At 67.7% G+C, this 24,355-nt stretch carries 19 protein-coding genes, 3 tRNA genes and 1 pseudogene; 21 read left to right on the plus strand and 2 right to left on the minus strand.

Annotated features, from left to right (window positions below):
• Window positions 1–53: 53 nt before the first annotated feature.
• The 8 genes from ppnN to ACPEH1_RS02025 all read left to right on the plus strand — a co-directional run bounded on the left by ppnN (window position 54) and on the right by ACPEH1_RS02025 (window position 8,709).
• On the plus strand, window positions 54–1,442 hold the full coding sequence (gene ppnN, locus ACPEH1_RS01990; RefSeq protein ID WP_017356378.1) for a nucleotide 5'-monophosphate nucleosidase PpnN: 1,389 nt from the start codon (window positions 54–56) through the stop codon (window positions 1,440–1,442).
• Window positions 1,443–1,613: 171 nt separating this feature from the next.
• Entirely contained in the window at window positions 1,614–2,129 is a 516-nt protein-coding gene (locus ACPEH1_RS01995) for a GspH/FimT family pseudopilin (protein ID WP_017356379.1), read from the plus strand.
• Window positions 2,126–2,602 carry a type IV pilus modification protein PilV gene (gene pilV / locus ACPEH1_RS02000; protein ID WP_017356380.1) on the plus strand — a complete coding sequence of 159 codons (477 nt, stop codon included), beginning with the start codon at window positions 2,126–2,128 and terminating at the stop codon, window positions 2,600–2,602. The genes ACPEH1_RS01995 and pilV overlap by 4 nt, the downstream gene beginning before the upstream one ends.
• Window positions 2,599–3,765, plus strand: a complete 1,167-nt coding sequence (locus ACPEH1_RS02005; RefSeq protein ID WP_017356381.1) for a PilW family protein — start codon at window positions 2,599–2,601, stop codon at window positions 3,763–3,765. Before pilV ends, ACPEH1_RS02005 begins: the two co-directional genes overlap by 4 nt.
• A gap of 4 nt (window positions 3,766–3,769) precedes the next feature.
• Entirely contained in the window at window positions 3,770–4,279 is a 510-nt protein-coding gene (locus ACPEH1_RS02010; protein WP_017356382.1) for a pilus assembly PilX family protein, read from the plus strand.
• 11 nt (window positions 4,280–4,290) lie between these two features.
• On the plus strand, window positions 4,291–8,133 hold the full coding sequence (locus ACPEH1_RS02015; protein ID WP_017356383.1) for a pilus assembly protein: 3,843 nt from the start codon (window positions 4,291–4,293) through the stop codon (window positions 8,131–8,133).
• Between the two features lie 12 nt (window positions 8,134–8,145).
• Window positions 8,146–8,574, plus strand: coding sequence for a type IV pilin protein (locus ACPEH1_RS02020; protein WP_017356384.1), 429 nt, complete (start codon window positions 8,146–8,148; stop codon window positions 8,572–8,574).
• A gap of 58 nt (window positions 8,575–8,632) precedes the next feature.
• Window positions 8,633–8,709 (plus strand) — tRNA-Asn (locus ACPEH1_RS02025).
• Between the two features lie 68 nt (window positions 8,710–8,777).
• Here ACPEH1_RS02025 and ACPEH1_RS02030 read toward each other — a convergent pair.
• Entirely contained in the window at window positions 8,778–9,314 is a 537-nt protein-coding gene (locus ACPEH1_RS02030) for a GspH/FimT family protein (RefSeq protein ID WP_423715158.1), read from the minus strand.
• A gap of 151 nt (window positions 9,315–9,465) precedes the next feature.
• On the opposite strand from ACPEH1_RS02030, the gene uvrB reads away from it, so the two are divergent.
• The 13 genes and pseudogenes from uvrB to ACPEH1_RS02095 all read left to right on the plus strand — a co-directional run bounded on the left by uvrB (window position 9,466) and on the right by ACPEH1_RS02095 (window position 23,516).
• Window positions 9,466–11,490 (plus strand): excinuclease ABC subunit UvrB, encoded by a 2,025-nt coding sequence (uvrB, locus tag ACPEH1_RS02035; RefSeq protein WP_136006990.1) that lies wholly within the window; start codon window positions 9,466–9,468, stop codon window positions 11,488–11,490.
• A gap of 104 nt (window positions 11,491–11,594) precedes the next feature.
• Window positions 11,595–11,669 (plus strand) — tRNA-Val (locus ACPEH1_RS02040).
• Window positions 11,670–11,836: 167 nt separating this feature from the next.
• A pseudogene (locus tag ACPEH1_RS02045) lies at window positions 11,837–14,394 on the plus strand (DNA internalization-related competence protein ComEC/Rec2).
• Complete coding sequence (locus ACPEH1_RS02050) at window positions 14,285–14,962, plus strand: MotA/TolQ/ExbB proton channel family protein (RefSeq protein WP_136006988.1); 678 nt, start codon at window positions 14,285–14,287, stop codon at window positions 14,960–14,962. Before ACPEH1_RS02045 ends, ACPEH1_RS02050 begins: the two are co-directional and overlap by 110 nt.
• Before the next feature lie 3 nt (window positions 14,963–14,965).
• A complete protein-coding gene (locus ACPEH1_RS02055; protein WP_136006985.1) occupies window positions 14,966–15,388 on the plus strand; it encodes an ExbD/TolR family protein in 423 nt (140 codons plus the stop codon).
• Window positions 15,385–17,133 (plus strand): lipid A export permease/ATP-binding protein MsbA, encoded by a 1,749-nt coding sequence (gene msbA / locus ACPEH1_RS02060; RefSeq protein WP_136006983.1) that lies wholly within the window; start codon window positions 15,385–15,387, stop codon window positions 17,131–17,133. Before ACPEH1_RS02055 ends, msbA begins: the two co-directional genes overlap by 4 nt.
• Window positions 17,133–18,155 (plus strand): tetraacyldisaccharide 4'-kinase, encoded by a 1,023-nt coding sequence (gene lpxK / locus ACPEH1_RS02065; protein WP_166472823.1) that lies wholly within the window; start codon window positions 17,133–17,135, stop codon window positions 18,153–18,155. Before msbA ends, lpxK begins: the two co-directional genes overlap by 1 nt.
• A gap of 91 nt (window positions 18,156–18,246) precedes the next feature.
• Complete coding sequence (kdsB, locus tag ACPEH1_RS02070) at window positions 18,247–19,020, plus strand: 3-deoxy-manno-octulosonate cytidylyltransferase (RefSeq protein WP_423715159.1); 774 nt, start codon at window positions 18,247–18,249, stop codon at window positions 19,018–19,020.
• Window positions 19,017–19,505 carry a low molecular weight protein-tyrosine-phosphatase gene (locus tag ACPEH1_RS02075; protein WP_026071014.1) on the plus strand — a complete coding sequence of 163 codons (489 nt, stop codon included), beginning with the start codon at window positions 19,017–19,019 and terminating at the stop codon, window positions 19,503–19,505. Before kdsB ends, ACPEH1_RS02075 begins: the two co-directional genes overlap by 4 nt.
• On the plus strand, window positions 19,502–20,917 hold the full coding sequence (locus tag ACPEH1_RS02080) for a hypothetical protein (protein WP_017357521.1): 1,416 nt from the start codon (window positions 19,502–19,504) through the stop codon (window positions 20,915–20,917). Before ACPEH1_RS02075 ends, ACPEH1_RS02080 begins: the two co-directional genes overlap by 4 nt.
• Complete coding sequence (gene uvrC / locus ACPEH1_RS02085) at window positions 20,914–22,761, plus strand: excinuclease ABC subunit UvrC (RefSeq protein WP_423715160.1); 1,848 nt, start codon at window positions 20,914–20,916, stop codon at window positions 22,759–22,761. Before ACPEH1_RS02080 ends, uvrC begins: the two co-directional genes overlap by 4 nt.
• Before the next feature lie 9 nt (window positions 22,762–22,770).
• The gene (gene pgsA, locus ACPEH1_RS02090; RefSeq protein ID WP_017357519.1) at window positions 22,771–23,394 is read left to right on the plus strand and encodes a CDP-diacylglycerol--glycerol-3-phosphate 3-phosphatidyltransferase; all 624 of its coding nucleotides are present in this window, start codon (window positions 22,771–22,773) and stop codon (window positions 23,392–23,394) included.
• A gap of 46 nt (window positions 23,395–23,440) precedes the next feature.
• Window positions 23,441–23,516 (plus strand) — tRNA-Gly (locus tag ACPEH1_RS02095).
• 100 nt (window positions 23,517–23,616) lie between these two features.
• Here ACPEH1_RS02095 and ACPEH1_RS02100 read toward each other — a convergent pair.
• Entirely contained in the window at window positions 23,617–24,282 is a 666-nt protein-coding gene (locus tag ACPEH1_RS02100) for a hypothetical protein (RefSeq protein ID WP_423715162.1), read from the minus strand.
• Window positions 24,283–24,355 lie beyond the last annotated feature (73 nt).

Genomic DNA, 24,355 nt, shown 5'->3' on the forward strand with positions numbered 1-24,355 from the left:
TTAAGGGGGCAGCGGTACAGTCGGACACCTTGAGGAAAGCAGAAAAGATGGAAATGAAAATCACCGAAACGCCGGCGCGCACGCTGCCGGTGCAGGACGCGCGGATCTACCCGCGCGGTGGGCTGGACGTGTTGTCGCGCGCCGAAGTGGCGCGCCTGCGCGACGCCTCCGGCGGCGGCATGCACGAGCTGCTGCGCCGCTGCGCGCTGGCCGTGCTGACCAGTGGCAGCGCGTCGGACGATCCGCGCGCCGCGCGCGATCTGTACCCGGATTTCGACATCCAGGTGGCGCAGCAGGATCGCGGTGTGCGCATCGATCTGGTCAACGCGCCGGCGATGGCTTTCGTCGACGGCGAGATCATCCGCGGCGTGGCCGAGCTGCTGTTCGCGGTGGTCCGCGACCTGGCCTACATGGCCATCGAAATGGGCCCGGCCTACGCCGCCGAGCTGGAATCCTCCGAGGGCATCACCAACGCCGTGTTCGGTTTGCTGCGCAACGCGCGCATCCTCAACCCGGGCGATCCGAACCTGGTGGTGTGCTGGGGCGGCCATTCGATCGGCCGCGATGAGTATCTGTACACCAAGCAGGTCGGCTACGAGCTCGGCCTGCGCGGGCTGGACATCTGCACCGGCTGCGGCCCGGGCGCGATGAAGGGCCCGATGAAGGGGGCCACCATCGCCCATGCCAAGCAGCGCAAGCATGTCACCCGTTACATCGGCCTGACCGAGCCGGGCATCATCGCCGCCGAGTCGCCCAACCCGATCGTGAACCACCTGGTGATCATGCCGGACATCGAGAAGCGTCTCGAAGCGTTCGTGCGGATCGGTCACGGCATCATCGTGTTCGCCGGTGGCGTGGGTACCGCCGAGGAAATCCTGTACCTGCTCGGCATTCTGCTGCGCGAGGAGAACAAGGACCTGCCGTTCCCGCTGATCCTGACCGGCCCGACCGTGGCCGCGCCGTACTTCGAGCAGATCGACCGGTTCATCCGTCTGACCCTCGGCGATGAGGCCGCCAGCCGCTACGAGATCGTCATCGGTGATCCCGTCGCGGTGGCGCGCCAGATGTCGGCCGGCATCAAGCGTGTGCGCGAGCATCGCCTGGCGCAGAAGGATGCGTTCTTCTTCAACTGGTCGATCGAGATTCCGTGGGAGTACCAGCAGCCGTTCGTGCCGACCCACGAGGCGATGGCAGCGCTGGACCTGCATCACGGGCGGGCGCCCCATGCGCTGGCGGCCGATCTGCGCCGGGCCTTCTCGGGCATCGTCGCCGGCAACGTCAAGGAGGATGGCATGCGCCGGATCGAGCAGTTCGGTCCGTTCGAGATTCATGGCGACGCCGACATGATGCAGGCCCTGGACGAGCTGCTGCGCGCGTTCGTCGAACAGCGCCGCATGAAGATCTCGGGCGAGTACCAGCCCTGTTACAAAGTCCTGGCCTGAGCCGGGCAGGGGGCTGACGGCGGGCAGGGGTGCCCGCGGCCAGCCCCGTCCGTGGTCCCGGGCGTCAACGCATTGACGCCTGTCGCCTCCGGGCGACCGTTCGTCCTGTCGCCGCTTGCTGCCGGGCGGCAGGGCGTCCATCTTCTGTGTCATCACGCTGGGGAGCGTTCCATGTCTTCACGCCGTTCCAACGGCTTCACACTCGTCGAACTGCTGACCACGGTCGCGGTGATCGCCATTCTGTCGGCGATCGCCTACCCGAGCTTCCAGGGCGTCATGCGCTCGAACCGGATCGCGACCGCCAGCAGTGAGGCGTCCGGCCTGATCGCGCTCGCGCGCAGCGAGGCGATCCGCAACAAACGCGGGGGCGGTGTCTGCGGCAGCGCCACCGGCACCAGCTGCGATGGCAGTTGGGACAAGGGAATGCTGGCCTGGGCCGACGTCGACGGCGGCGGCACGTTCAGCGATGGCGAGGTCGTGCTCCGTTTCATGGCGGTCAACACGGCGGTGAGCGCGGTGGGGCCCGACGCCGCCGCGATCGCCTTCGACGGCCGCGGCCGCCGCCGCAGCGCCGATCAGCAGGAAATCGACCTGCAGCCGGACAGCTGCAACGGGCAGCCATTGCGCCGTCGTCTGACGGTCAACGCGTCCGGCCAGCTCAGCACCCTCAAGGAGAACTGCTCATGAGACGTTTCCGTGCCTCCGGAGGGCGCAGGGCCGCCGGCGGTTTCAGCATGATCGAGGTGCTGGTCACCATCATCGTGCTGGCCTTCGGCCTGCTCGGCTTCGCGCTGCTGCAGACCATGAACGTGCGTTTCGTACAGAGCGCCAACTACCGTACCCAGGCGACGAACCTGGCTTACGACCTGATCGACCAGATGCGGGCCAACCGGTTCCAGTCGGCCTGGTACACGGGCGCGTCGTTCGCGTCCGGCACGGTGACCCGCGCCGCCTGTACGCGTCCGACCGGGACCGTGACCATCGGGCAGAACGTGGCCCGCTGGCAATGCCAGGTGGTGCAGGCGCTCGGCGAGGGCGCCAGTGCCACCGTCACCAACGTCAACGGCCAGGTGCAGGTGGACATCGTGTGGGGCGACCAGCGTTGGGACAAGGCCAACCCCAATGCGCGCACCACCTTTACTGCGGTGACCCAGCTATGAGCCGTGCGTTTCCCCTGCCGCGCGCCGTCGCGGGCATCTCCCTGATCGAGGTCATGGTCGCGATGGTGATCGGCCTGGTGCTGATGCTGGGCGTGATCCAGGTGTTCAGCGCGTCCCGCGAGGCCTCGCAGCTGGCGCAGGGCACCGCGCGCGCGCAGGAGAACGCCCGGTTCGCGCTGGAGTTCCTGCAGCGCGACATCCGTATGGCCGGTCACTTCGGCTGCGTCAACGACCAGGCGCACTTCGTCAAGAACCAGGGCGATCCCGTGGTGAACATCGCCGGCGTTGCCACGGGCGATGGCAGCGCACTGGATTTCTCGGTCTCGATACAGGGCTACGAAGCCCCCAGCAGTGCCCCGGACAGCAACCTCACGCTGGGCGCGACCTGGGCGGAGCCGACTGACCTGCCGACGCCACTGAAGAGCCTGGTCCCGCGCGGCGGCAGCGATGTCCTCGTGCTCCGCTACCTCGCGCCGGTGGGCGTGCCGGTGACCAGCATCAGTGCAGGCAGCGACAACACCATCGGCTTCGACGGCGATCTGGGCAGGCGGCTGACCGAGGAGGGTGTTGCCGCCCCCACACTTTTCGGTATCGCGGACTGCAGTCATGCAGACGTGTTCGTCGGCACCTATGCGGTGGGCAGCGTCACCGCCAGTGGTGCCACGCTCAGCCGCTACAACGTGCAGCCGACCGGTGAAACCATGCTTTACCGCGCCGAGTCGATCGCGTACTACGTGGGGACGTCGGCCAGCGGCGAACCGGTGCTGATGCGCGCCCGCGCCAACGCCGCCGGCAATTACGACGTGCGCGAGGAGCTCGTTGAAGGCATCGAGAACCTGCAGGTGATGTACGGCCTGGATACCACGCCGGTGATCAGCCAGACCCAGTTGCCGGTCGGCAACGTTACCGTGCAGGGCACGGCGGCCGACGTCAGCACGGGCAACGATGCAGTGGCGGCCAATCAGTGGCGCCGCGTCGGGCAGGTCCAGGTGGGCGTGCTGGCACGCAGCCCGAATCCCTCGATGGCCTCGTCATCTGCCGCCGCTGTGAATGATCCGCGCCTGCTGGGCGTGCGTTTCGTACCGGCGGCCGCGTCCGACGGTCGCTACCGCGCCGCATACGAATCGACCATCGCCCTGCGCAACCGTCTCTTCGGGAACTGATGCCATGAACCGGTCTTCCAGAACCTTCACCGCACCTGCGCGTCAGCGCGGTGCCGTGCTGTATGTCGCCCTGATCATGCTGATCCTGTTGGCACTGATCGGCATCGCCGGCATGCAGGTGGCCGGCATGCAGGAAAAGATGGCAGCCAACTATCGGGCCACCAACACCGCCTTCCAGGCGACTGAAAGCATGACCCGGCGCACCGAGCACGCCATCGAGGCGATCGCCAACCGCACCTCGCCGGCCAGCGATGCGCCGATCACGGCCAGCAACATCGCGCTGAACTGTGATGATGGCTACGACCCGGTTGACTGGGGCCGGAGGAAGTCCATCACCGGCGCCGATGCGGTCAACGTGCGCCGTATCGACTCCTGCATCATCGGCGGCGGCTCGCTGGGCATGGGCAAGGCCCTGGACCCGACCGCACCGATCTACCAGATCACTTCCTTCGCCACCGATGTGCCGGCCGGTCCGTCCTCGTCGGCCGTCATCGACACCGTATTCAAGCTCTGAGGGCTGCCGACATGATTTCCCGCAAACTCGGTATCACCGCAGGGGCAGGTGTGCTGCTGCTCGGTTCCGGCCTGTACTTCATGTACAGCCTGTTCGCTGCCCAGGGGCAGGGCGAACTCGCCACGGCGCCGCTCAATTCGGTCAGCTCGGCGCCCCCGGCCTTCATCATGGCCGTCGACGATTCCAACTCGATGACGTTCGAGCGCATCTTCGTCGGCGGCGACGGGCGCCTGCAGTGGAACGGCAGCAGTTTCTTCAAGTCGGCAGGTGTGTTCTACAACGTGGGTGCTGGTTGCAACAACAACTCGGTGGACTGCTATGTCTATCTGTTCCCGCACAACGGCTACAACGCCAGTTACACCCCCGGCCGTGCCGTTCCACCGCTGGATGAATTCGGCTTTGCGCGCTCGCCTGCCTACAACGCCGGCTACTTCAATCCGGCCGTGACCTACGAGCCGTGGCGCAAGGCCGACGGTGTGGGAGCTGCGGGTCTGTGGGATGCGGCGGTGCCGGGCAGCACCCGTGCCGATCCGCGTTCGGATTTCAAAACCGGCTACAACGTCATCTACAACCTGACGACCTCACGTGCGCTGACCTCTGAAACCTACAGCATCCTCACGGGCATGACCCTGCCCAAGGGTACGGTCTATTACTCCAGCGGCGAGACCTGCAACACCACCTATACCGATCGTCGTGGCAACGTGATCTCGAACAACGACGGTCTGCCCGATGCCAAGAAGCAGTGGGTCGCGCTGGACAAGGCCTGGGTGGCACCGACCAACTGCACGGTTCCGCTGCAGTATTTCCCGGCCACGTTCTATCTGCCGGAAGCGGCGCCGGCCCCGGCCGGATACAAGACCGCCGACGCCAACCGCCCGATCATCAAGAACGCCTGTGGTCCGTCCTGCAATCTGCGTCGCTACACGATCATCTCGGACAACTACGACAGCGGCTACAACGACGCCATCAAGAACTTCGCCAACTGGTTCCAGTACCACCGCAATCGCATCCTGTCGATGGTGGGCTCGTCCTCGCATGCCATGCGCGAGATCGAGAATATGCGGGTGGGCTACTTCACCATCAACAAGCTTGTCGACGTGACCATGTACGACGTGGTGAAGCAGCGCGCCGACCTGTACAAGAAGATCTACAGCCTGGCGCCCAACGGCGGTACGCCGAACCGCGAAGCGGTGGACTTCCTGGGCAAGCAGTTCAGCCGCACCGGGCCCGGCGCGCCGGTGGCGTTGGCGTGCCAGCGCAACGGCGGCATGCTGTTTACCGACGGCTACACCAACACCTCCAGCAAGGTCCCCGACGGCACCGACTACGGGAACGCCGATTCCTCGGGCACCACGCACTTCAGTGGTGCGCCGTTTGGCGACAGCTACAGCAACACCATTGCCGATATCGCGGCCGCTTATTACGACGGACCGTTGGTACCGCTCCGCACCGACGACGGGTTCCCCGCCGGGCAGGTGCCGGTCAGCAAGCAGTGCAGCACGCTCAGCAAGACCTCGGCGGACTGGAAGCGCTTGGACTGCCAGACCAATCTGCACATGAACTTCTACGGCGTGACGCTGGGCGCCCAGGGCAAGATCTATGAAGTGAACCAGGCGGCGACCAAGGATCCGTACACGACCGCACCGAACTGGAATGGCAACGGCAAGCCGATGGACTCGGATGACGGCCGCGTCATCGACGAACTGTGGCATGCCGCGATCAACACCCGCGGTGAGTTCATCAACGCCAAGACCCCGGCCGAAGTGACCGCCGCGATGCGCCGTGTGCTGTCCGCCGTCGCCGCCGGCTCCTCGCCGTCGGGCAGCATCGCGTTGACGGGTGCGCGCATCGGCGCCGGCTCGCTGACCGTCACTCCGACCTATGAAGTGGCCAATGAAGGTACCGACTGGTTCAGTCGTCTGGCCGCCAATCAGGTCTCGGTCAATCCCAGCACCCGGGCAGCGGTCTACACCCCGATCTGGGAGGCCAGCAGCAAGTTCCCGCTTGCGGCCTCGCGCAAGATCTATTTTGCCAACGGTAACGGCATCAGCGAATTCACTTCGCCGACGGTCACGCTGGACATGCTCTGTGGCACGCCCACCGACCTCTACCCCGGCATGAGCCGCTGCGACAGCGCGGGGCTGACTGGCCTGGCCACGGATGCGTCGGCCACCGCCTATCTGCGCGGCGATGCGAGCGGCGAGGTCCGCAACGGCGGCAAGCTGCGCGACCGCACCACGATCCTGGGTGACATCATCAATTCGTCGCCGCAGATCAGCGCCCCGATCGACGACTTCGGCTATGGCGCGCTGACGGATACGCCGGGCTCGACCTATGCGGCGTACCTGAAGACCAAGCTGAACAACCGCTACATGGTCTATGTGGGCGCCAATGACGGCATGCTGCACGCCTTCGATGGCGGTCTGGATGCGGAGGGCAAAACCGCCGGCAATGGCGGACGTGAGCTGTTTGCCTACATTCCGGAGACCTCGCTGGGCCACATGGGCAACCTGCTCAAGCCCTACAACCCGCTCAACGCCAAGGACCAGGTGCCGCACCGGTACTTCGTCGACGGTCCGGTGACCGTGGGCGACAGTCACTACGATGGCGCCTGGCACACCACTCTGGTCGGTACCACCGGTGCCGGCGGGCGGGGTGTGTTCGCGCTGGACGTGACCAAGCCGGACAACTTCGGCGCCAGCAGCCGCCTGTGGGAGATCAACGACATTTCCGGCGGCTCTACGGATATCCGGAACAACATCGGCTTTGTGCTCGGCAAGCCGGTGATCGTGCCGTTCAAGTCAGGCAACACCGTGAGCTGGAAGGCGATCTTCGGCAACGGTTACAACAGCAAGAGCGGCAAGGCGGTGCTGTTCGTGGTGGACATCGGCACCGGATCGCCCAACGTGCGCATGATCGAAGCCGCCGAATCCGGCACGGGGGCGCCGTCGGGGGTCAACGGGCTGGGCAACATCGTGGTGCTGGATCGCAAGGACAATGGCGACTCCACGCGGATGGTGCGCGATGGGTACGCCGATACCGTGTATGGCGCCGATGCCAACGGTGCCGTGTGGCGCTTCGATCTTCTTGAGAGTGGCAACAAGGTGAGCAAGCCGGTGTTCACCACGCTGTCGCGCGTCGAGTCGCGGATGACCTACCGCCAGCCGATTCTTGGCGGCCTGGTCGCCGCCTCGGGCGAGGGCGGTGGTGTGCTGCTGATGTTCGGTACCGGCAGCTTCTCCTTCGCCAATGACGTGGCGGATGAAACCACGCAGTCGCTGTACGCCTTTACCGATCGTTCCGGTGCCACCATCACGACCGTCACACGCGACAACCTGCAGCCATATGCGGTGCAAGTGGGCAGCGATGGTGTCTCGCGCTCGATGACGACGGGAACCCGGCCCACCGGGCCCCTGGGGTGGTACATCGATCTGCCGCGGGGCGAGCGCATGATCGGCTATCCGGACGTGGTCGCCGGCGTGGTGTTCATGCCGACCTACGCGGCCCTGCTCAACTCGACGGGCTGCAGCACCGTCGGCAAGAACTGGCTGTTCGGCCTGGATGCCCGTTCCGGTGCGGCGGCGTTGTCGACCGTCCGGCTGGGCTCGCCGGGCGGCAAGTCCTACGCGGCGGGCACGGCGGCGGTCGCGCTGGATACCGGCGGCTCCGCTCCGGTCAAGGACGTGGCGGTGTCGGTGGTGCCGCGTCTGCAGGCGCCTGCCAACCCGGGCGGCGGTGCCGCACCGCCCACCGTGCCGGGCAGCGGCTGCTGGATGGTGGTCAATGTGGCCGGCGCCCAGCCGATGTACCTGCCTTATCCCTGTGGTCGCCAATCCTGGCGCCAGATCCAGTAACGGAGACCGCACATGCGTTCGATGCTTTCCAACCGGTTCCGCGGCCATCGCCGCGGAGCCCCCGGCTTCACCCTGATCGAGCTGATGATCACCGTGGCGGTGGTCGCCATTCTGGCCGCAATTGCGTATCCGTCCTACCAGGACCAGATCCGCAAGTCGCGGCGTGCGCAGGCGAAGGCGGACATGGTGGAGTACAGCCAGATGGCCGAGCGTTTCCATACCGTGAACAACACCTACGCGGGCTTTGCACTGGGCGCGACCCAGACCCCGCGCGAGGGCGGCTCGGCGTGGTACGCGCTCACCATCCAGCAGACCCCGGCCACGTTCACCATCACCGCTACGCCCCAGGGCACGCAGGCGAAGGACAAGTGCGGCACGCTGACCATCAACCAGGCCAGTGTCAAGACGCCGGCCGAGGCGACGGTGTCCGGCTGCTGGTGATGCGGAACGGGGCAGGGTGTTGCATCGTCACGCGGCAACCTCTAGAATTCGCCTCCCCGCCCGAATAGCTCAGCCGGTTAGAGCACTTGACTGTTAATCAGGGGGTCGTTGGTTCGAGTCCAACTTCGGGCGCCAGATCATGCAGAAGCCGCGAGAAATCGCGGCTTTTGTCGTTTCCGGCACTGCCTCGGCGGCCGCGCCGCTCAGGGACACGGTTCGGTGCCGCGGTAGGTCAGGGATCGCGCACGCCCGGTGTTGTTCACGATCACATCGCCACGCCGCTCGTCGCGCAGGCACAGCGCGATGGTCAGATTGCTGCCCAGGCTGCGCCCATTGGCGCCATAGCGCAGGGTGGGGCGTCCGGACGTGGCGGTGGCCCGGATGCCACGCGCGCGCTGGCCCGGCTGGTAATGCAGCACGTCGTCCGGCGCGGCCGGCTGATCCTGGCGGCGGCGGTCGCGGTAGATCAACCACCCTGCGCTCCAGTCCAGGCTGCAATGCCGCCCATCGTCGCTTGCGCACACGCTGACGGCATGGCGGCGGCTGATCGCCGTGCTGCGCGCGGCGGCGAATGCGGTCAGCAGCTGCATCCGCATCGTATCCACGCGGGTCCGATCGAGCACATCCTGGAAGCCGGGCAAGGCCAGCGCGGCCAGCCCCGCCAGCAGGCCCAGCACCAGCAGCAGCTGGATCAGGGACAGGCCGGCCGCCTGCGGAGGGGGACGGGTAACCGGGCGCATCGGAAACGTCCTTAACAGCGGAGGTATCGACAGTGCGCGGTCCGCGCGGTGGGCGGTATCGGCACATCCCGGCCGCGGGCCTCGGCATAGCCCTCAGCCAGCCGTCACCAAGGCCCCCGGTATACTGGAGGGCCCGGGCAGTGGCGGCACCATGAGCGATCGCTTTGAACTTGTTTCCCCGTACTCGCCGGCCGGCGACCAGCCAGCGGCGATCGAGAAGCTGACGGCCAACTTCGAGGCGGGTGTCGCCAAGCAGACCCTCCTCGGCGTGACCGGCTCCGGCAAGACCTACACCATCGCCAATGTGATCCAGCAGGTGCAGAAACCGACGCTGGTGATGGCGCCGAACAAGACGCTGGCCGCGCAGCTGTATGGTGAATTCAAGGCCTTCTTTCCGCACAACGCGGTGGAGTATTTCGTCAGTTACTACGATTACTACCAGCCGGAGGCCTACGTACCGTCGTCGGACACCTTCATCGAGAAGGACAGCTCGATCAACGAACACATCGAGCAGATGCGCCTGGCCGCCACCAAGACGCTGCTGTCGCGGCCGGACGCGATCGTGGTGGCCACGGTGTCGGCGATCTACGGCCTCGGTGCCCCCGAGGACTACCTGTCGCTGCGCCTGATTCTGTCCAAGGGCGAGCGCATCGACCAGCGTGATCTGATCAACCACCTTACCCAGCTGCAGTACACCCGCAACGAATACGAACTGCACCGCGGCACGTTCCGCGTGCGCGGCGAAGTGATCGATGTGTTCCCGGCCGAATCGGACAGCGAAGCGGTACGCATCGAGCTGTTCGACGGCGAGGTCGAGCAGATCAGCATGTTCGATCCGCTCACCGGTGAAAGCCTGCGGCGGCTGCAGCGGTATACCGTCTATCCCAAGACCCACTACGCCACCACACGCGAGCGGGTGCTGTCGGCAGTGGATACCATCAAGGCCGAACTGAAGGTGCGGCTTGAGCAGCTGTACGAGCAGAACAAGCTGGTGGAGGCGCAGCGTCTTGCCCAGCGCACCCAGTTCGATCTGGAAATGATGGCCGAAGTCGGGTTCTGCAACGGCATCGAAAACTACTCGCGGCATCTCACCGGCAAAGCGCCGGGCGAGCCGCCGCCGACGCTGTTCGACTACCTGCCGCCGGATGCGCTGCTGGTGATCGACGAATCGCACGTGACCATTCCGCAGATCGGCGCGATGTTCAAGGGCGACCGTTCGCGCAAGGAAACCCTGGTGGAGTTCGGTTTCCGCCTGCCGTCGGCGCTGGACAACCGTCCGCTGCGATTCGAGGAATGGGAGGCACGCTGCCCGCGCAGCATCTATGTGTCCGCTACACCTGGACCGTACGAGCTGCGCGAAGCCGCTGACGAAATCACCGAACTGGTGGTGCGTCCAACCGGTCTGATCGATCCGGTGGTGGAGATCCGTCCGGTGGGCACGCAGGTCGACGACCTGATGAGCGAGGTCAACGAGCGCATCAAGCTGGGCGACCGCGTGCTGGTCACCACGCTGACCAAGCGGATGGCCGAGAACCTCACCGAATACCTCACCGAGCACGGCATCCGCGTGCGGTACCTGCACTCGGACATCGATACCGTCGAGCGCGTGGAGATCATCCGCGACCTGCGTCTGGGCAAGTTCGACGTGCTGGTCGGCATCAACCTGCTGCGCGAAGGCCTGGACATGCCCGAGGTGTCGCTGGTGGCGATCCTCGATGCGGACAAGGAGGGTTTCCTGCGCTCGACGGGGTCGCTGATCCAGACCATCGGGCGTGCGGCACGCAACCTGCGCGGCAAGGCGATTCTGTATGCCGACCGCATCACCCGCTCGATGCAGGCGGCGATCGACGAGACCGACCGCCGCCGCGCCAAGCAGGTGGAGTACAACGAACTGCATGGCATCGTGCCCAAGTCTGTGTTGCGTCCCATTACCGATGTGCTGGAAGGTGCGCGGTCGGAAGCGGCCGAGAAGGAGAGCCGCGGCAAGGGCAAAGGCAAGGGGGGGCGGATCGCCGAGGAGGCGGTCGATTACCGGACGCTGGAACCGGCGCAGATCGCCAAGCGCCTGCAGGTGCTGGAGCAGCAGATGTACCAGCATGCGCGCGATCTGGAGTTCGAGGATGCGGCCCGTGTACGCGATCAGATCCGCCAGTTGAAAGAGGCGAGCTTGGGCTGAACAACGTCTTGTGAAAAATCTTCACAAAAGTGTTGCTCTTCCCAGGCGACGTCCGTAATATACGCGGCCTGCACCGACGCAATCGCGGCAGCGCAGAACGAAACGGGCGGTTAGCTCAGCGGTAGAGCACTACCTTGACATGGTAGGGGTCACAGGTTCGAACCCTGTACCGCCCACCACTTAAGTACCTGAGCAGTCAGAGGAAAAAGTGGATACGAACGAAGCCGGCCCTTGGGCCGGCTTTTTCGTTCTGGTCCTCCTGCGGGCGATGTGCAGGGGGGGCGATCACCCTGTCGCCCCGGAGTATTCCGACGCACGCAAGCCGTGGCGTCTGATGGTGGCTGCCATGACGCCGGCAGACGATGGCCGTTCCATCGCCGCGCCGATTTCCATGCCACGCTCGTCCTCCGCTGCGACCGCCGACAACGTGCCGATGTTTGGCAAGGCCTGTGCCGCCAGCCTGCTGGGTGGCGTGTGTGCGGTGGTCTTTGCCCCTGTCCTGCTGCCGGTGGCCATCGCATGGTGTGGCCTCGTTGTCGGCGCGGGTGCCTGGAGCGCGTGGCCGCGCGGGCGCTGGTGTGGCGGGTTGCTGCTGGGCGCGGGGTGGGCGGCGCTGCACGGGCATGCTGGCCTGGCACTGCAGTTGCCGGCCGCCGCGACACCGGCCGAACATGCCCTGCGCGGCCGGGTGCTCGACCTTCCACACCACGGCGAGCGCAGCACGCGCTTCCGCTTCCGCATCGACGACGACGCCGGCATGCCCGTTTCGCTGCGTGGACGCGAGGTGGTGCTGGGTTGGCACGATCCGGTCAGGCCGGACGCGTCACAGGGGCGTCATGCACTGCGTGCCGGCGCGCGCTGGTCGCTGGTCGCCAGGCTGCGGCCGCCGCGTGGCCTGCGCAACCCGGGCGGCTTCGATGCCGAACGCCAAGCGTTGCTGCAGGGCGTGGCGGGCAGTGGCTATGTCACCGCGCCGCATCGGGCCCGCGCGCTGGGCCCGCCGACCGGCCTGCCGGCGTGGCGCGAGCGCATGGCCCAGGCCATCGCGGAGCAGGTACGCGGGGAAGGGCGCCGCTTCGTCCAGGCGCTGGCGCTCGGTGATACGCGCGGCTTGACCGCCCGCGACTGGGAGGACCTGCGGGCCCTCGGGCTGACCCACCTGGTGGCGATCTCCGGTTTCCATGTCGGTCTGGTCGCGGCGGTCGCGGCCTGGATGGCAGCGCTGGCCTGGAGGCTGCTGCCGGTGCTGGGGCGGTACTGGCCACGACCGCTGGCGGCGGCGCTGGCGGCGGTCGCAGGCGCCGCACTGTACGCCGCCGTGGCCGGGTTCGCGCTGCCTACCGTGCGCACGGTGTTGATGATCGCCATCGTCGCGGCCGCGCGCTGCACCCGGCGGCGGGTCACCGTGGGGCAGGCATTGGCAATGGCGGCACTGGCTGTGCTGCTGTTCGACCCGCTGTCGGTTCTCGCGCCGGGCTTCTGGCTGAGTTTCGCCGGCGTCCTGTGGCTGGTGTGGTGCCTGCCCGGGACGGACCGGCATTGGCTGGCCGCATTTCTCGGGGCGCAGGGCGTGGCGACGGTGAGCCTGCTGCCCCTGACGGTGGCGTGGTTCGGCCAGGCGTCGCGCGCGGGGCCGCTGGTCAATCTGCTGGCCATTCCCTGGTGGAGCCTGGTCGTGGTCCCGCTGGCACTGCTCGGCACCGCGCTGGAGGCGCTGTACGGCGGCGCGGGGCGATGGCCGTGGCAGCTGGCCGCGTGGTGCTTCGACACCAGTTGGTGGCTGTTCGGCCACGTCGCCCGCCGGCCATTCGCGTTGTGGTGGCTGCCGCAGGCCGGGCCGGCCGCGCTGGTGCTGGCCGTGGCAGGTGTGTTCTGGCTGCTGATGCCGCGCGGCGGCGGCGGCCGGTTGCCGGCGCTGGCGCTGTGTCTGCCGTTGCTGTGGCCGGCGCGGCCGCTGCCGGCCGACGGGGAGGTCGAACTGCTGGTGGTGGATGCCGGGCAGGGCCTGGGGGTGCTGGTCCGCACCCGCACGCATGCGCTGCTGTACGACGCCGGCCCGGCCGCACCGGGCGGCTTCGATGCCGGCGAGCGGGTGGTTGTCCCGGCCCTGCACGCCCTGGGGACGCCGGTGTTGGACCGGGTGCTCCTCAGCCACGGCGACCTGGACCATGTCGGCGGCCTGGCCGCCGTGCGGCGGTCCCATCCGGAGGCGCGGCTGCTGGCGCCGTCGGGCGCGCTGTCAATGCCGGCGGCCGTGTGCCGTCGCGGTGACGGCTGGCGCTGGGATGCGGTTGATTTCCGGCTGCTGCACCCGCCGGCCGGGCAGGGCGGGCGCGGCAATGCCGCCAGTTGCGTGCTGCGCATCACCACGCCGCACGGGGCGATCCTGCTGCCTGGCGATGTAGGCCGCCGCGAGGAGGCGGCACTGCTGGCGCAAGACGCACCGGGCCTGGCCGCCCGGGTAGTGGTGGTGCCGCATCACGGCAGCGCCGGATCGTCCACGCCCGGCTGGGTGGACGCGGTGGCGCCAGAGCTGGCACTGGTATCGGCCGGGCATGGCAATCGATTCGGCCATCCGCGGGACGAGGTGGTGGCGCGCTGGCAGGCACGGGGCGCGGAGGTGCTCACCACCGCAGACAGCGGCGCGCTGCGGGTGTGGCTGGGCCAGGACGGCCTGCAGGTGCGTGAACAGCGGCTTTTCCAGCCCCGTTGGTGGGATGCCGCGGAGCGGGCGCGGGCGACTGCTATCCTATCGACAGTCAAACAGGCGGCCGCAGGGCCAGAGGGTTGAAACGTGTGGGAACTGGTCAAGGCCGGTGGCTGGCCGATGGTGCCGCTGCTGCTGTTGGGCGTACTGGCTTTGGCGATCGTCCTGGAGCGTTTCTGGACTCTGCGTCGCAATGAGGTCCTGCCCCCGGGGCTGGGCCAGGAAGTGCGCAACTGGGCGGCACGCGGCAAGCTTGATCCCGGCCACATCCAGTCCCTGCGGGCCAATTCGCCACTGGGCGCGTTGCTCGCGGCAGCGCTGGAAGCCCGCAACCGCCCGCGCGACCAGATCCGCGAGCGCATCGAAGATGCCGGCCGCCACCTGGTGCATCGCATGGAGCGCTTCCTGAACGCCCTGGGCACCATCGCCTCGGCCGGCCCGCTGCTCGGCCTGCTGGGCACGGTGGTCGGCATGATCCAGATGTTCCTGGGCATCCTCGACCACGGCGTGGGCGATGTGAACCAGCTGGCCGGCGGTATCGGCAAGGCGCTGGTGTGCACGGCCACCGGCATGATCGTGGCGATTCCGGCACTGATGTTCCATCGCTACTTCAAGGGCCGCATCAACGGCTACGTGATCGAGATGGAACAGGAGGCCGGCGCGCTGCTGGACGCGCTCGATGCGCGTCCCGGGGTGATGACCGGTGCCGCCCGCCCTGCCGCTGCCGCACCGGTCGCGGGTACGCCCGTGACGGTCAAGGGCTGACGGATGCGCATCCGCAATGACCGGACCCAGGACGAGCCGCATATCGATCTGGTTCCGCTGATCGATGTGATCCTGGTCCTGATCATCTTCTTCGTGGTCACCACCACGTTCGATGCACGCTCGACGCTGCAGGTACAGCTGCCGACGGCGAGCCAGCAGAACAGCGCCGAGCCACCGCGTGCGCTGAGCGTGCTGGTGAATGCCGAAGGACGCTATTTCATCAACGACCAGGAAGTGCTGCGTACCGACGTCGAGTCGGTCAAGCAGACCATCGCCGCGGTCGCCGGCACCGATCGCGAGCAGACCGTCCTGCTGCGCGCCGATGCCCGTACTCCCTACCAGGCGGTCGTGACCGCACAGGATGCGCTCGGCCAGCTCGGCTTCCGGCGCATCGCCATCGCAACGGCCCCCGAGGTGCGTCCATGAGCAGCAAACACGCGCCGGTCTGGCCGATCTACAAACGCCTGCTGGGTTACACCCGCGCCTACTGGGTCTTCATGGTGGCGGCGGTCATCGGCATGGTGGTCGAAGCCCTGGCCGGCTATCACTTCAGCAAGCTGATGGAGCCGCTGGTCAACCGCGGCTTCGTCAACCCCGAACCGCGCATGGCGGTGATTCTGCCGCTGACCATCCTGGGGTTGTTCGTGGCGCGCAGCGCGGCGACCTTCGTCAGTGACTACGCCTTGGCCCGCACCGGTCGCAGCGTGGTGCGCGATCTGCGTGAGCAGGTGCTGGAGAAGTACCTGCACCTGCCGTCGTCGCATTTCGATGCCGAGTCCACGCCGGTGATGGTCAGCCGTCTGAACTTCGACACCGAGCAGGTTACCCAGGCCAGTGCCGACGCACTCAAGACCCTGGTCGCCGACACGCTCACCATCATTGCCATGCTGGTGGTGATGCTGCAGATGAGCGTCAAGGTGACCGTGGCGATGCTGGTGGTGGTGCCGCTGATCGGCGTCATCGTCTCGTTCGTGGGCAAACGCTACCGGCGCATCAGCCGCGGCATCCAGGACGGCATGGGGACAATGGCGCAGACGGCCGAGCAGTCGCTGTCCGCGCAGCAGGAAGTGAAGGTGCATGGCACCCAGGCGCACGAGATGTCGCGCTATGCCCGCCTCGCCAACCGCATGCTGGGCCTCAACATGAAAGTGGAAACCACCCGCGCGGCGGCCTCCAGCGTGGTGCAGTTCCTGGCCGCGCTGGCGTTGGCGGTGATTGTGTGGGTGTCCACGCGCGAGGCGCTGGCCGGGCGGCTGAACGCGGGTCAGTTCATGGGCCTGATGATCTCCATGACGGCCATCATCCCGTCGCTGCGTCGCCTGACCAGTGTGCAGTCCTCGATCGCGCGCGGCGTCTCGGCTGCGGAACGCCTGTTCTCGATCCTGGACATGCCGGTCGAGCGCGACGAGGGCCGCAAACGCATCGGTCGCGCCAAGGGCGAGCTGGCCTTCGAGCACGTCATGCTGCGTTACCGCGAAGACACCGGCATCGCGCTGGACGACATCAGCTTCGTCGCACGGCCGGGGACGGTGACTGCGATCGTCGGCCGCTCCGGCAGTGGCAAGACCAGCCTGATCCGGCTGGTGCCGCGCTTCTATGAGCCCAGCGGTGGGCGCATCACCCTTGATGGCGTGGCCCTGGACGACTACCCGCTCGAGGACCTGCGCCGCCAGGTGGCGATGGTCGGGCAGAAGGTGATGCTGTTTGACGACACGGTGGGCGCCAACATCGCTTACGGCATGGACGCCACCGACGCACAGATCCGCGCGGCCGCCGAGGCCGCCAATGCCTGGGAGTTCATCGCGCGGATGCCGCAGCAGCTGCAGACGCCGGTCGGCGAGAACGGCGCGCTGTTGTCCGGTGGCCAGCGCCAGCGTCTGGCGATCGCGCGCGCGATCCTGCGTGATGCGCCGATCCTGATTCTGGATGAGGCGACTGCGGCACTGGACAACGAATCCGAGCGGCTCGTGCAGGATGCGCTGCAGCGCCTGATGCCCGAGCGCACCACGCTGGTGATCGCCCATCGCCTGTCCACCATCGAGCACGCCGACCAGGTGCTGGTCATGGACCACGGCCGTATCGTCGAACGCGGTACCCACGAGGAACTGCTGGCGCTGGGCGGCCTGTACGAGCACCTGCACAAGATGCAGTTCCGCGAAAGGCAGTCCTGATGGCCGGCAAGGGAACGCAGACGCCGTCGTACTGGTATGACGGCAGTCCGGTGCCGTTGCCGGCGCGGCTGCTGGCCCCCCTGTATGGCGGCGCGATCGCACTGCGACGGATGCTGTACCGGCGGCGCTGGTTGAAGCGTCACAGTCTGCCGGTCCCGGTGATCGTCGTGGGCAATGTGACGGCCGGCGGCACGGGGAAGACGCCACTGACCATCGTGCTGGTGAACCGCCTGCGCGAGGCCGGGTGGAAGCCCGGCGTCGCCAGCCGGGGCTACGGCCGCGACGAGGCCGCCACGCCGCGCTGGGTGGACGCGGCGACCCCCACCGCGTTGGGCGGCGACGAACCGGTGCTGATCGCCTGGAAGACCGGCGTGCCGGTGCGCGTCGATGCGGATCGCGTGGCAGCCGGCCGTGCACTGGTCGAGGCGGGCTGCGACGTCATCGTCTGCGACGACGGCCTGCAGCATTACCGGCTGGCCCGTGATATCGAGATCGAAGTGGTCGATGCCCAGCGCCGCTATGGCAACGGGCGGCTGATTCCGGCCGGTCCGCTGCGCGAGCCGGCCAGCCGTGCACGCGACTGCGATTTCCGCGTCGTGAACATGGGCCAGGCCAGCAATGGCGCCGACGCCTTGCCGGCCAGCGGCTTCGGCGAGTGGCCGATGCAGCTGCACATCGACCACGCCCAGCCGCTGCAGGGCGGGCGGGCGCGCACGCTGGCGCACTTCCGGGGCCAGCGCGTGCACGCGGTGGCCGGTATCGCGCATCCGCAGCGGTTCTTCGACATGCTGCGCGCCCAGGGCATCGGCGTGGTGCCGCATGCGTTCGCCGACCATCATGCCTACCAGCCCTCGGACCTGCGCTTCGGCAGCGAGCTGCCGGTGCTGATGACCGAGAAGGATGCGGTGAAGTGCAAGGCCTTCGCCAATGAGTGGCACTTCGCCGTGCCGTTGTCGGCGGAGTTGCCGGCGGCCTTCTGGGTGAACCTGCTGGACCGGCTGGACAAGCTCGGCAAGCGTTGACGGGCAGGGTGCCGGCTGCGGCACACTGCTCCCCATCATCCTGCCGGTCACGCGCCGGCGGTCCCGCCCCGCCGCTGCGCAGAGGTCTTCCATGAGTGCCCCCCTCGATTTCGTCGTCGCCATTCCCGCGCGCTTCGCGTCCACCCGCCTGCCGGGCAAGCCGCTGCGGCTGATCGGCGGCGAGCCCATGATCCTGCGCGTGGCACAGCGCGCGCTGCTGGCCGGCGCGCGCGAGGTGTGGGTCGCCACCGATGATGAGCGCATCGCCTCGGCGCTGGCAGGTCTGGACGGCGTGCGCGTGGCGATGACCGCGGCCGCCCATCTGTCGGGCACCGACCGCCTGGCCGAGTGCGCGCTCCAGGCCGGTTGGGCCGACGACACCGTGGTGGTCAACCTGCAGGGCGACGAGCCCTTCGCGCCTGCCGATGGCATCCGCGCCGTGGCCGAGGCGCTGGTCTACAGCGGTGCGGTGATGTCCACGCTGGCGACTCCGATCGAGGATGCCGACAGTCTGTTCGATCCGAACGTGGTCAAGGTGGTGCGCCGCGAAAACCTGGACGCGCTGTATTTCAGCCGCGCACCGATCCCGTGGCATCGCGATGCCTTCGCGCAGTCGCGCCACACCCTCTCCGGGTCGCACTGGCTGCGCCATATCGGCATCTACGGCTACCGCGCCCGCTTCCTGCGCCAGTTCGCCGCCTTGCCGCCTGGCGCGCTGGAGCAGCTGGAATCGCTCGAACAGCTGCGCGTGCTGGAGGCCGGCCATCGGCTGACCGTCGCACTGTCGCCGGCTGTGTTCCCACCCGGCATCGATACGCCCGAGGACCTGGACCGCGCGGAGGCGTGGTGGAGCGCGCAGGCGTGAAGCTGCTGGTGGTGTGCCTGGGCAACATCTGCCGCTCGCCGATGGCCGAGGGCGCTCTGCGCGCGCGCCTGGCAGCATCGCCACTGTCGGGGCGGGTCAGCGTCGATTCGGCCGGCACCGGCGACTGGCACGTCGGCGAGCCGCCGGATCGGCGTGCGATCGCCTGCGCCGCGCGGCACGGCGTGGATATCGCCGGCCTGCGCGCGCGCCAGCTCCAGCGCGTGGATTTCGACCGCTTCGACCACGTCTTCTGCGCCGATGCCAACAACCTGCGCGATGCCGCGCGACTGGTCGGCGCGGCCGGGCAGGCTCGCCTGTCGCTGTGGCTGCCGTGGGCCGGAATCGAGACCCCGGCATCGATCCCGGATCCGTACACCGGGGGGGAAGATCATTTCGAGCAGGTCTGGACCCTGGTGGACGCGGCGGCCCAGGCGACCGTGGCACGACTGTTGCATGACGCCGACTCCGGCATAATCGGGCCATGAACGTCCAGCCCGTCCAGGATCTCCCCGAGTTCGCCACCTGGCTCAACGCCGCCCCGACCACCCTGGCCGAACTGCAGGGCCGGCCGGTGGTGCTGGCCTTCGTCAACGCCGCCTCGGTGTGGTGCGCGCAGCGCCTGGCCGAACTGGAGTTGTGGCAGTCGCGCAACCCCGGCAAGGTGCAGCTGCTGGTGCTGCAGGTGCCGCGCTTCGACTGCGAACGCGACCCGGCACAATCGCTCAAGCTGCTGCGCAGGCAAGGGGTGACCGCGCCGGCGCTGCTGGACGCGGACTGGGACGGCTGGCGGCGCTTCAATGTCACCGCCTGGCCCACACTGGTGCTGCTGGATGCCCAGGGCCGTGAACGTGAGCGACTGGTTGGCCTGGGCGGTGAGCTGGAGCGCACCCTCAACGGGCTGTGCGAAGGCGCCACACGCCCCCTCGACGATGAGCTCAACGTGCGCCGCGAGCTGCATCCCGAGCCCCGCCTGCCGCTGAGTTTCCCGACCGGGCTGGCGGTGACCACCGAGCGCCTGTATATCGCCGACACCGGGCACCACCGTGTGCTCGAGTGCAGTCACGGGGGGCGCGTGCTGCGCCAGTTCGGGCTGGGTACTGCCGATTTCATGGACGGGGGGCCGGGCGAAGCCGCCTTCAACCGGCCGCAGGGGCTCGCGCTGGAGCGCGAGTGGCTGTACGTGGCCGACACCGGCAACCACGCCCTGCGCCGCATCCATCTGATTTCCGGCCAGATCGACACGCTGTGCGGCACTGGCCGTCCCGGTGAACCGATCGAAGGGCCGATCGCCGATCCGCGCCGCAGCCCGCTGAACCACCCGCAGGGCCTGGCCGTGTCCGACAACCAGATCCACATCGGCATGGCCGGCGACAACCGCATCTGGAGCTACCACCAGGGCCAGCGCGCGCTGAAGTGGCGTGCCGGGTCGGGTGCCATCGAGGAGCGCGACGGCGGCAGCCATATGGCGGCGTTCGCGCAACCGACCTCGCTGGCTGCCGTGCAGCAGGCGCTCTACGTGTGCGACGCGCTTGGCTCCTCGATCCGCGCGATGCAGCTGCGCGGCGATCTGGTGCAGACGCTGGTCGGGCAGGGCATGTGGTCGTTTGGTGACGAAGACGGTCCACGCGCCACTGCCCGCCTGCAGTATCCGCAGGCGATCGCGCTGAGCCCCGATGCGCCGCTGCTGTGGATCGCCGATACCGGCAACGGGCGCCTGCGCACGCTGCGCCTGGGCGGCGGTGAACTGAGCACGCTGGAACTGCCGCGCCGTCTGCATGGACCGGCCGGGCTGGCACTCGGCGGCGGGGCGGTATGGATCGCCGAGACCGATGCCCATGCCGTGCTGCGTTTTGATCCGGTCAGTGGCGTTCTGAGCGACGTCCCGATCAGCGAATGACCGTTTCTTCCGCCCCCGCCTTCGACGGCAAGGCATTTGCGGCCCAGCTGAGCACCGCCCCCGGCGTGTACCGCATGTATGCCGCCGACGACACGCTGCTGTACGTCGGCAAGGCGCGTGCGCTGCGCAACCGCGTGGGCAGCTATTTCAACGGCACGCCCAAGTCCACGCGGATCATGTCGATGCTGTCGCAGGTCGCGCGGATGGACGTGACCGTGACGCGCTCGGAGGCCGAAGCGCTGCTGCTGGAAAACCAGCTGATCAAGTCGCTGTCGCCGCGCTACAACGTCTCCCTGCGCGACGACAAGACCTACCCGCACGTGCTGCTGACCCGGGAGGACTGGCCGCGCATCGCACTGCACCGCGGCCCGCGTGCGGTGCCGGGCCGCTACTACGGCCCGTATCCGGGCGTGACCGCGGTACGCGACACACTCAACCTGATGCACAAGCTGTTCAAGCTGCGCAGCTGCGAAGACAGCGTGTTCCGCAACCGTTCGCGGCCCTGCCTGCAATACCAGATCGGCCGCTGCAGCGCGCCGTGCGTGGATCTGGTGGCGGCCGACGACTACGCCGAGTCGGTGCGCCGTGCGTCGATGTTCCTGGAGGGCAAGAGCGACCAGCTCGCACGCGAACTGGGCACGCAGATGCAGGTCGCCAGTGAAGCGCTGGAGTTCGAGCAGGCCGCGCGCCTGCGCGACCTCATCACCGCGCTGCGCAGCATGCAGACCCGCCAGTACGTGGACGGCCGCGCCGCCGACCTGGACGTGCTGGCCTGCGCCACCCAGGGCGCCAATGCCTGCGTGATGCTGCTGGCCTTCCGTGACGGCCGCAACCTGGGCACGCGGCCGTTCTACCCGCGCACCAACGGCGAGGAAAGCGCCGAGGAAGTGCTGGCCGCGTTCGTTTCCCAGTACTACGCAGAGCATTCGCCGCCACGGGAAATCCTGCTCGACCGGGAAATCCCCGATGCCAGCCTGATCGAATCGGCGCTGTCCACGTCGGCCGAGCACAAGGTGCAGCTGCGCTGGAACGTGCGTGGCGAGCGTGCCGGCTATGTCGAACTGGCCAGCCGCAACGCGCAGATCACCCTTGTCAGCGAACTTACCAGCCGCAGCGCCCAGCACGCGCGCAGTGAAGACCTGCGGCAGATGCTGGGCCTGGCCGAACCGGTCAAGCGGGTGGAGTGCTTCGACATCAGCCACACGATGGGTGAGGCCACGGTGGCCTCATGCGTGGTGTTCGACGCCAGTGGCCCGGTGCGCAGCCAGTATCGCCGCTTCAACATCAGCGGCATCGAGCCGGGCGACGATTACGCCGCGATGCGCCAGGCCATCGACCGCCGCTTCCGCCGTGCGGTGGAGGAGGACGGCGTGCTGCCGGACCTGCTGTTGATCGACGGTGGCGCAGGCCAGCTGGCCCAGGCCCAGGCGGCCCTGGCCGATCTGGGTGTGGAAGGGGTGATGCTGGTGGGCGTGGCCAAGGGCGTCGAGCGCCGGGCGGGGCACGAGGCGCTGGTACTGCCGGATGGCCGCGAGCTGCGTCCGGGCGCGGCCTCGCCGGCCCTCCAGTTCATCCAGCAGGTGCGCGATGAAGCCCATCGTTTCGCCATCACCGGCCACCGCGGCCGCCGCCAGAAGGCGCGGATGACCAGCAAGCTGGAGGATATCGCCGGTATCGGCCCGCGCCGCCGCGCCAGCCTGCTCAAGCATTTCGGCGGCCTGGTCGGGCTCAAAGCGGCCGGCGAGGCGGAAATCGCCAACGTGGAGGGCATCAATGACGCCCTCGCTGCACGCATCTACGCTAACCTTCATGGACTGCCCACGCCCGACGCGGCGGGCGAGTAGAGAGACGCAATGAAGTTGACCCTCCCCACCTGGCTGACGCTGCTGCGGATTGTGATGATCCCGGTGCTGGTGCTGGTGTTCTACCTCCCCTACAAGTGGACCAATTTCGCCTCCGCGGCGATCTTCGGCCTGGCCGCATTGACCGACTGGCTGGATGGCTGGATCGCGCGCCGCTACGACCTGGCCTCGGCGTTCGGCGCCTTCCTCGATCCGGTCGCGGACAAGCTGATGGTGGCCGTGGCGCTGTTCCTGATCGTGCAGGGCCATCCCACGCCGTGGATGGCATTCTGGGCGGCCGTGATCGTCGGTCGCGAGATCGCGGTGTCGGCGCTGCGCGAGTGGATGGCCGAGATCGGTCAGCGCGCCAAGGTGCGCGTCGCCCTGATCGGCAAGATCAAAACCACCGCGCAGATGGTGGCGCTGCTGTGCCTGCTGTACTCGGTGGCGCCGCATACACCGATGCACGAGATCTGGATGGGCGAAGTCGTGTTCCACATCGGCGACTGGACGCTGGCGATCGCCGCCGTGCTCACGCTGTTCTCGGGCCTGCAGTACCTGCATGCGGCCTGGCCGAGCCTGCGTGAAGACGAACGCGCGGCGCGTGAAAGCGCCAAGGCAAAAAAGAATGCCTGAGGGCTGTTGACAGCACCGCGTTTGGCTGTAGAATTTCGCCTCCCAAGCGGGAATAGCTCAGTTGGTAGAGCGCAACCTTGCCAAGGTTGAGGTCGCGAGTTCGAGTCTCGTTTCCCGCTCCAGATATCGGTTTTCAAGGCGGTTGATCGCAGTGGAAGCCAGCAGAAAAAGCGACCGGAAGGTCGCTTTTTCTGTTTCTGCGGTTGGCTTGGACAGGCGCACTTACGGCATCGTGCGCGGCGCCGTATCGCAATCGTCTTCCAGCCTCAGGCGTTCATCACGAATGCCCACGCAGCGCTGGACGAGCCTGTCTTCCTCGACGGCCGCAAAACTCACCAGCCAAGGCGCGGGCAGTGAGCGGAAGGCCGCGACAGGTCCGTCGGCCAGATCGATGGCCATGTCGATCGAATCCAGACAGCTCTGCAGCAACATGAAATCGAGCTGGACCAGTGCGCCCTCGCGCACCCCGAGCAGCAGAAGGCCGTCTTCCTGTCCTGCGCCGCAGTAGCCCATCGGGGCACCGGGGCGCGATGCGGCGCTGATGAACAACAGCAGGCTGCCGTCCGCTTCCGTTGCGGCTGCGTGGCGTCCCAGTGCCATCACTGTGTCCGACCGGGACAGCGCGTCGCGCAGTGTCGGATTCACCCGCAGATCGGTAGGGCCGGCAGCGGACAGCAGCTGCGCACTGCCGGCGGCGCTGTCGATGCGCAGGTATGCGCCGCTGCCGTCTGCCAGTGGCAGATGGAGGGGCGGCGGCGCAGCCAGGGCAGGGCAGGCGCCTGCTGCGGCCACCGCGGTGCACAGGCCCAGCAGCCCGGTGAAAAGGTAATTCATGGCGCGGATTGTCACATGGGGGCGACGCGCTGCGCTGCGGGCGTGTCGCTTCATACCCGCTTCACCGGCACTTCATGGCCGCTCCGCCGGCGACCGCGATCCTGCACACCTCGCCTGCGCAGGACCA

Origin of the sequence: Stenotrophomonas sp. NPDC077421 (genome assembly GCF_049545505.1) — a bacterium.
Lineage (GTDB): Bacteria > Pseudomonadota > Gammaproteobacteria > Xanthomonadales > Xanthomonadaceae > Stenotrophomonas > Stenotrophomonas nematodicola.

Coding starts and splice junctions, on each gene's coding strand:
- ppnN (WP_017356378.1), top strand. CDS start 54: ATGAAAATCACCGAAACGCCGGCGCGCACGCTGCCGGTGCAGGACGCG.
- ACPEH1_RS01995 (WP_017356379.1), top strand. CDS start 1,614: ATGTCTTCACGCCGTTCCAACGGCTTCACACTCGTCGAACTGCTGACC.
- pilV (WP_017356380.1), top strand. CDS start 2,126: ATGAGACGTTTCCGTGCCTCCGGAGGGCGCAGGGCCGCCGGCGGTTTC.
- ACPEH1_RS02005 (WP_017356381.1), top strand. CDS start 2,599: ATGAGCCGTGCGTTTCCCCTGCCGCGCGCCGTCGCGGGCATCTCCCTG.
- ACPEH1_RS02010 (WP_017356382.1), top strand. CDS start 3,770: ATGAACCGGTCTTCCAGAACCTTCACCGCACCTGCGCGTCAGCGCGGT.
- ACPEH1_RS02015 (WP_017356383.1), top strand. CDS start 4,291: ATGATTTCCCGCAAACTCGGTATCACCGCAGGGGCAGGTGTGCTGCTG.
- ACPEH1_RS02020 (WP_017356384.1), top strand. CDS start 8,146: ATGCGTTCGATGCTTTCCAACCGGTTCCGCGGCCATCGCCGCGGAGCC.
- ACPEH1_RS02030 (WP_423715158.1), bottom strand. CDS start 9,314: ATGCGCCCGGTTACCCGTCCCCCTCCGCAGGCGGCCGGCCTGTCCCTG.
- uvrB (WP_136006990.1), top strand. CDS start 9,466: ATGAGCGATCGCTTTGAACTTGTTTCCCCGTACTCGCCGGCCGGCGAC.
- ACPEH1_RS02055 (WP_136006985.1), top strand. CDS start 14,966: ATGCGCATCCGCAATGACCGGACCCAGGACGAGCCGCATATCGATCTG.
- msbA (WP_136006983.1), top strand. CDS start 15,385: ATGAGCAGCAAACACGCGCCGGTCTGGCCGATCTACAAACGCCTGCTG.
- lpxK (WP_166472823.1), top strand. CDS start 17,133: ATGGCCGGCAAGGGAACGCAGACGCCGTCGTACTGGTATGACGGCAGT.
- kdsB (WP_423715159.1), top strand. CDS start 18,247: ATGAGTGCCCCCCTCGATTTCGTCGTCGCCATTCCCGCGCGCTTCGCG.
- ACPEH1_RS02080 (WP_017357521.1), top strand. CDS start 19,502: ATGAACGTCCAGCCCGTCCAGGATCTCCCCGAGTTCGCCACCTGGCTC.
- uvrC (WP_423715160.1), top strand. CDS start 20,914: ATGACCGTTTCTTCCGCCCCCGCCTTCGACGGCAAGGCATTTGCGGCC.
- pgsA (WP_017357519.1), top strand. CDS start 22,771: ATGAAGTTGACCCTCCCCACCTGGCTGACGCTGCTGCGGATTGTGATG.
- ACPEH1_RS02100 (WP_423715162.1), bottom strand. CDS start 24,282: ATGAAGCGACACGCCCGCAGCGCAGCGCGTCGCCCCCATGTGACAATC.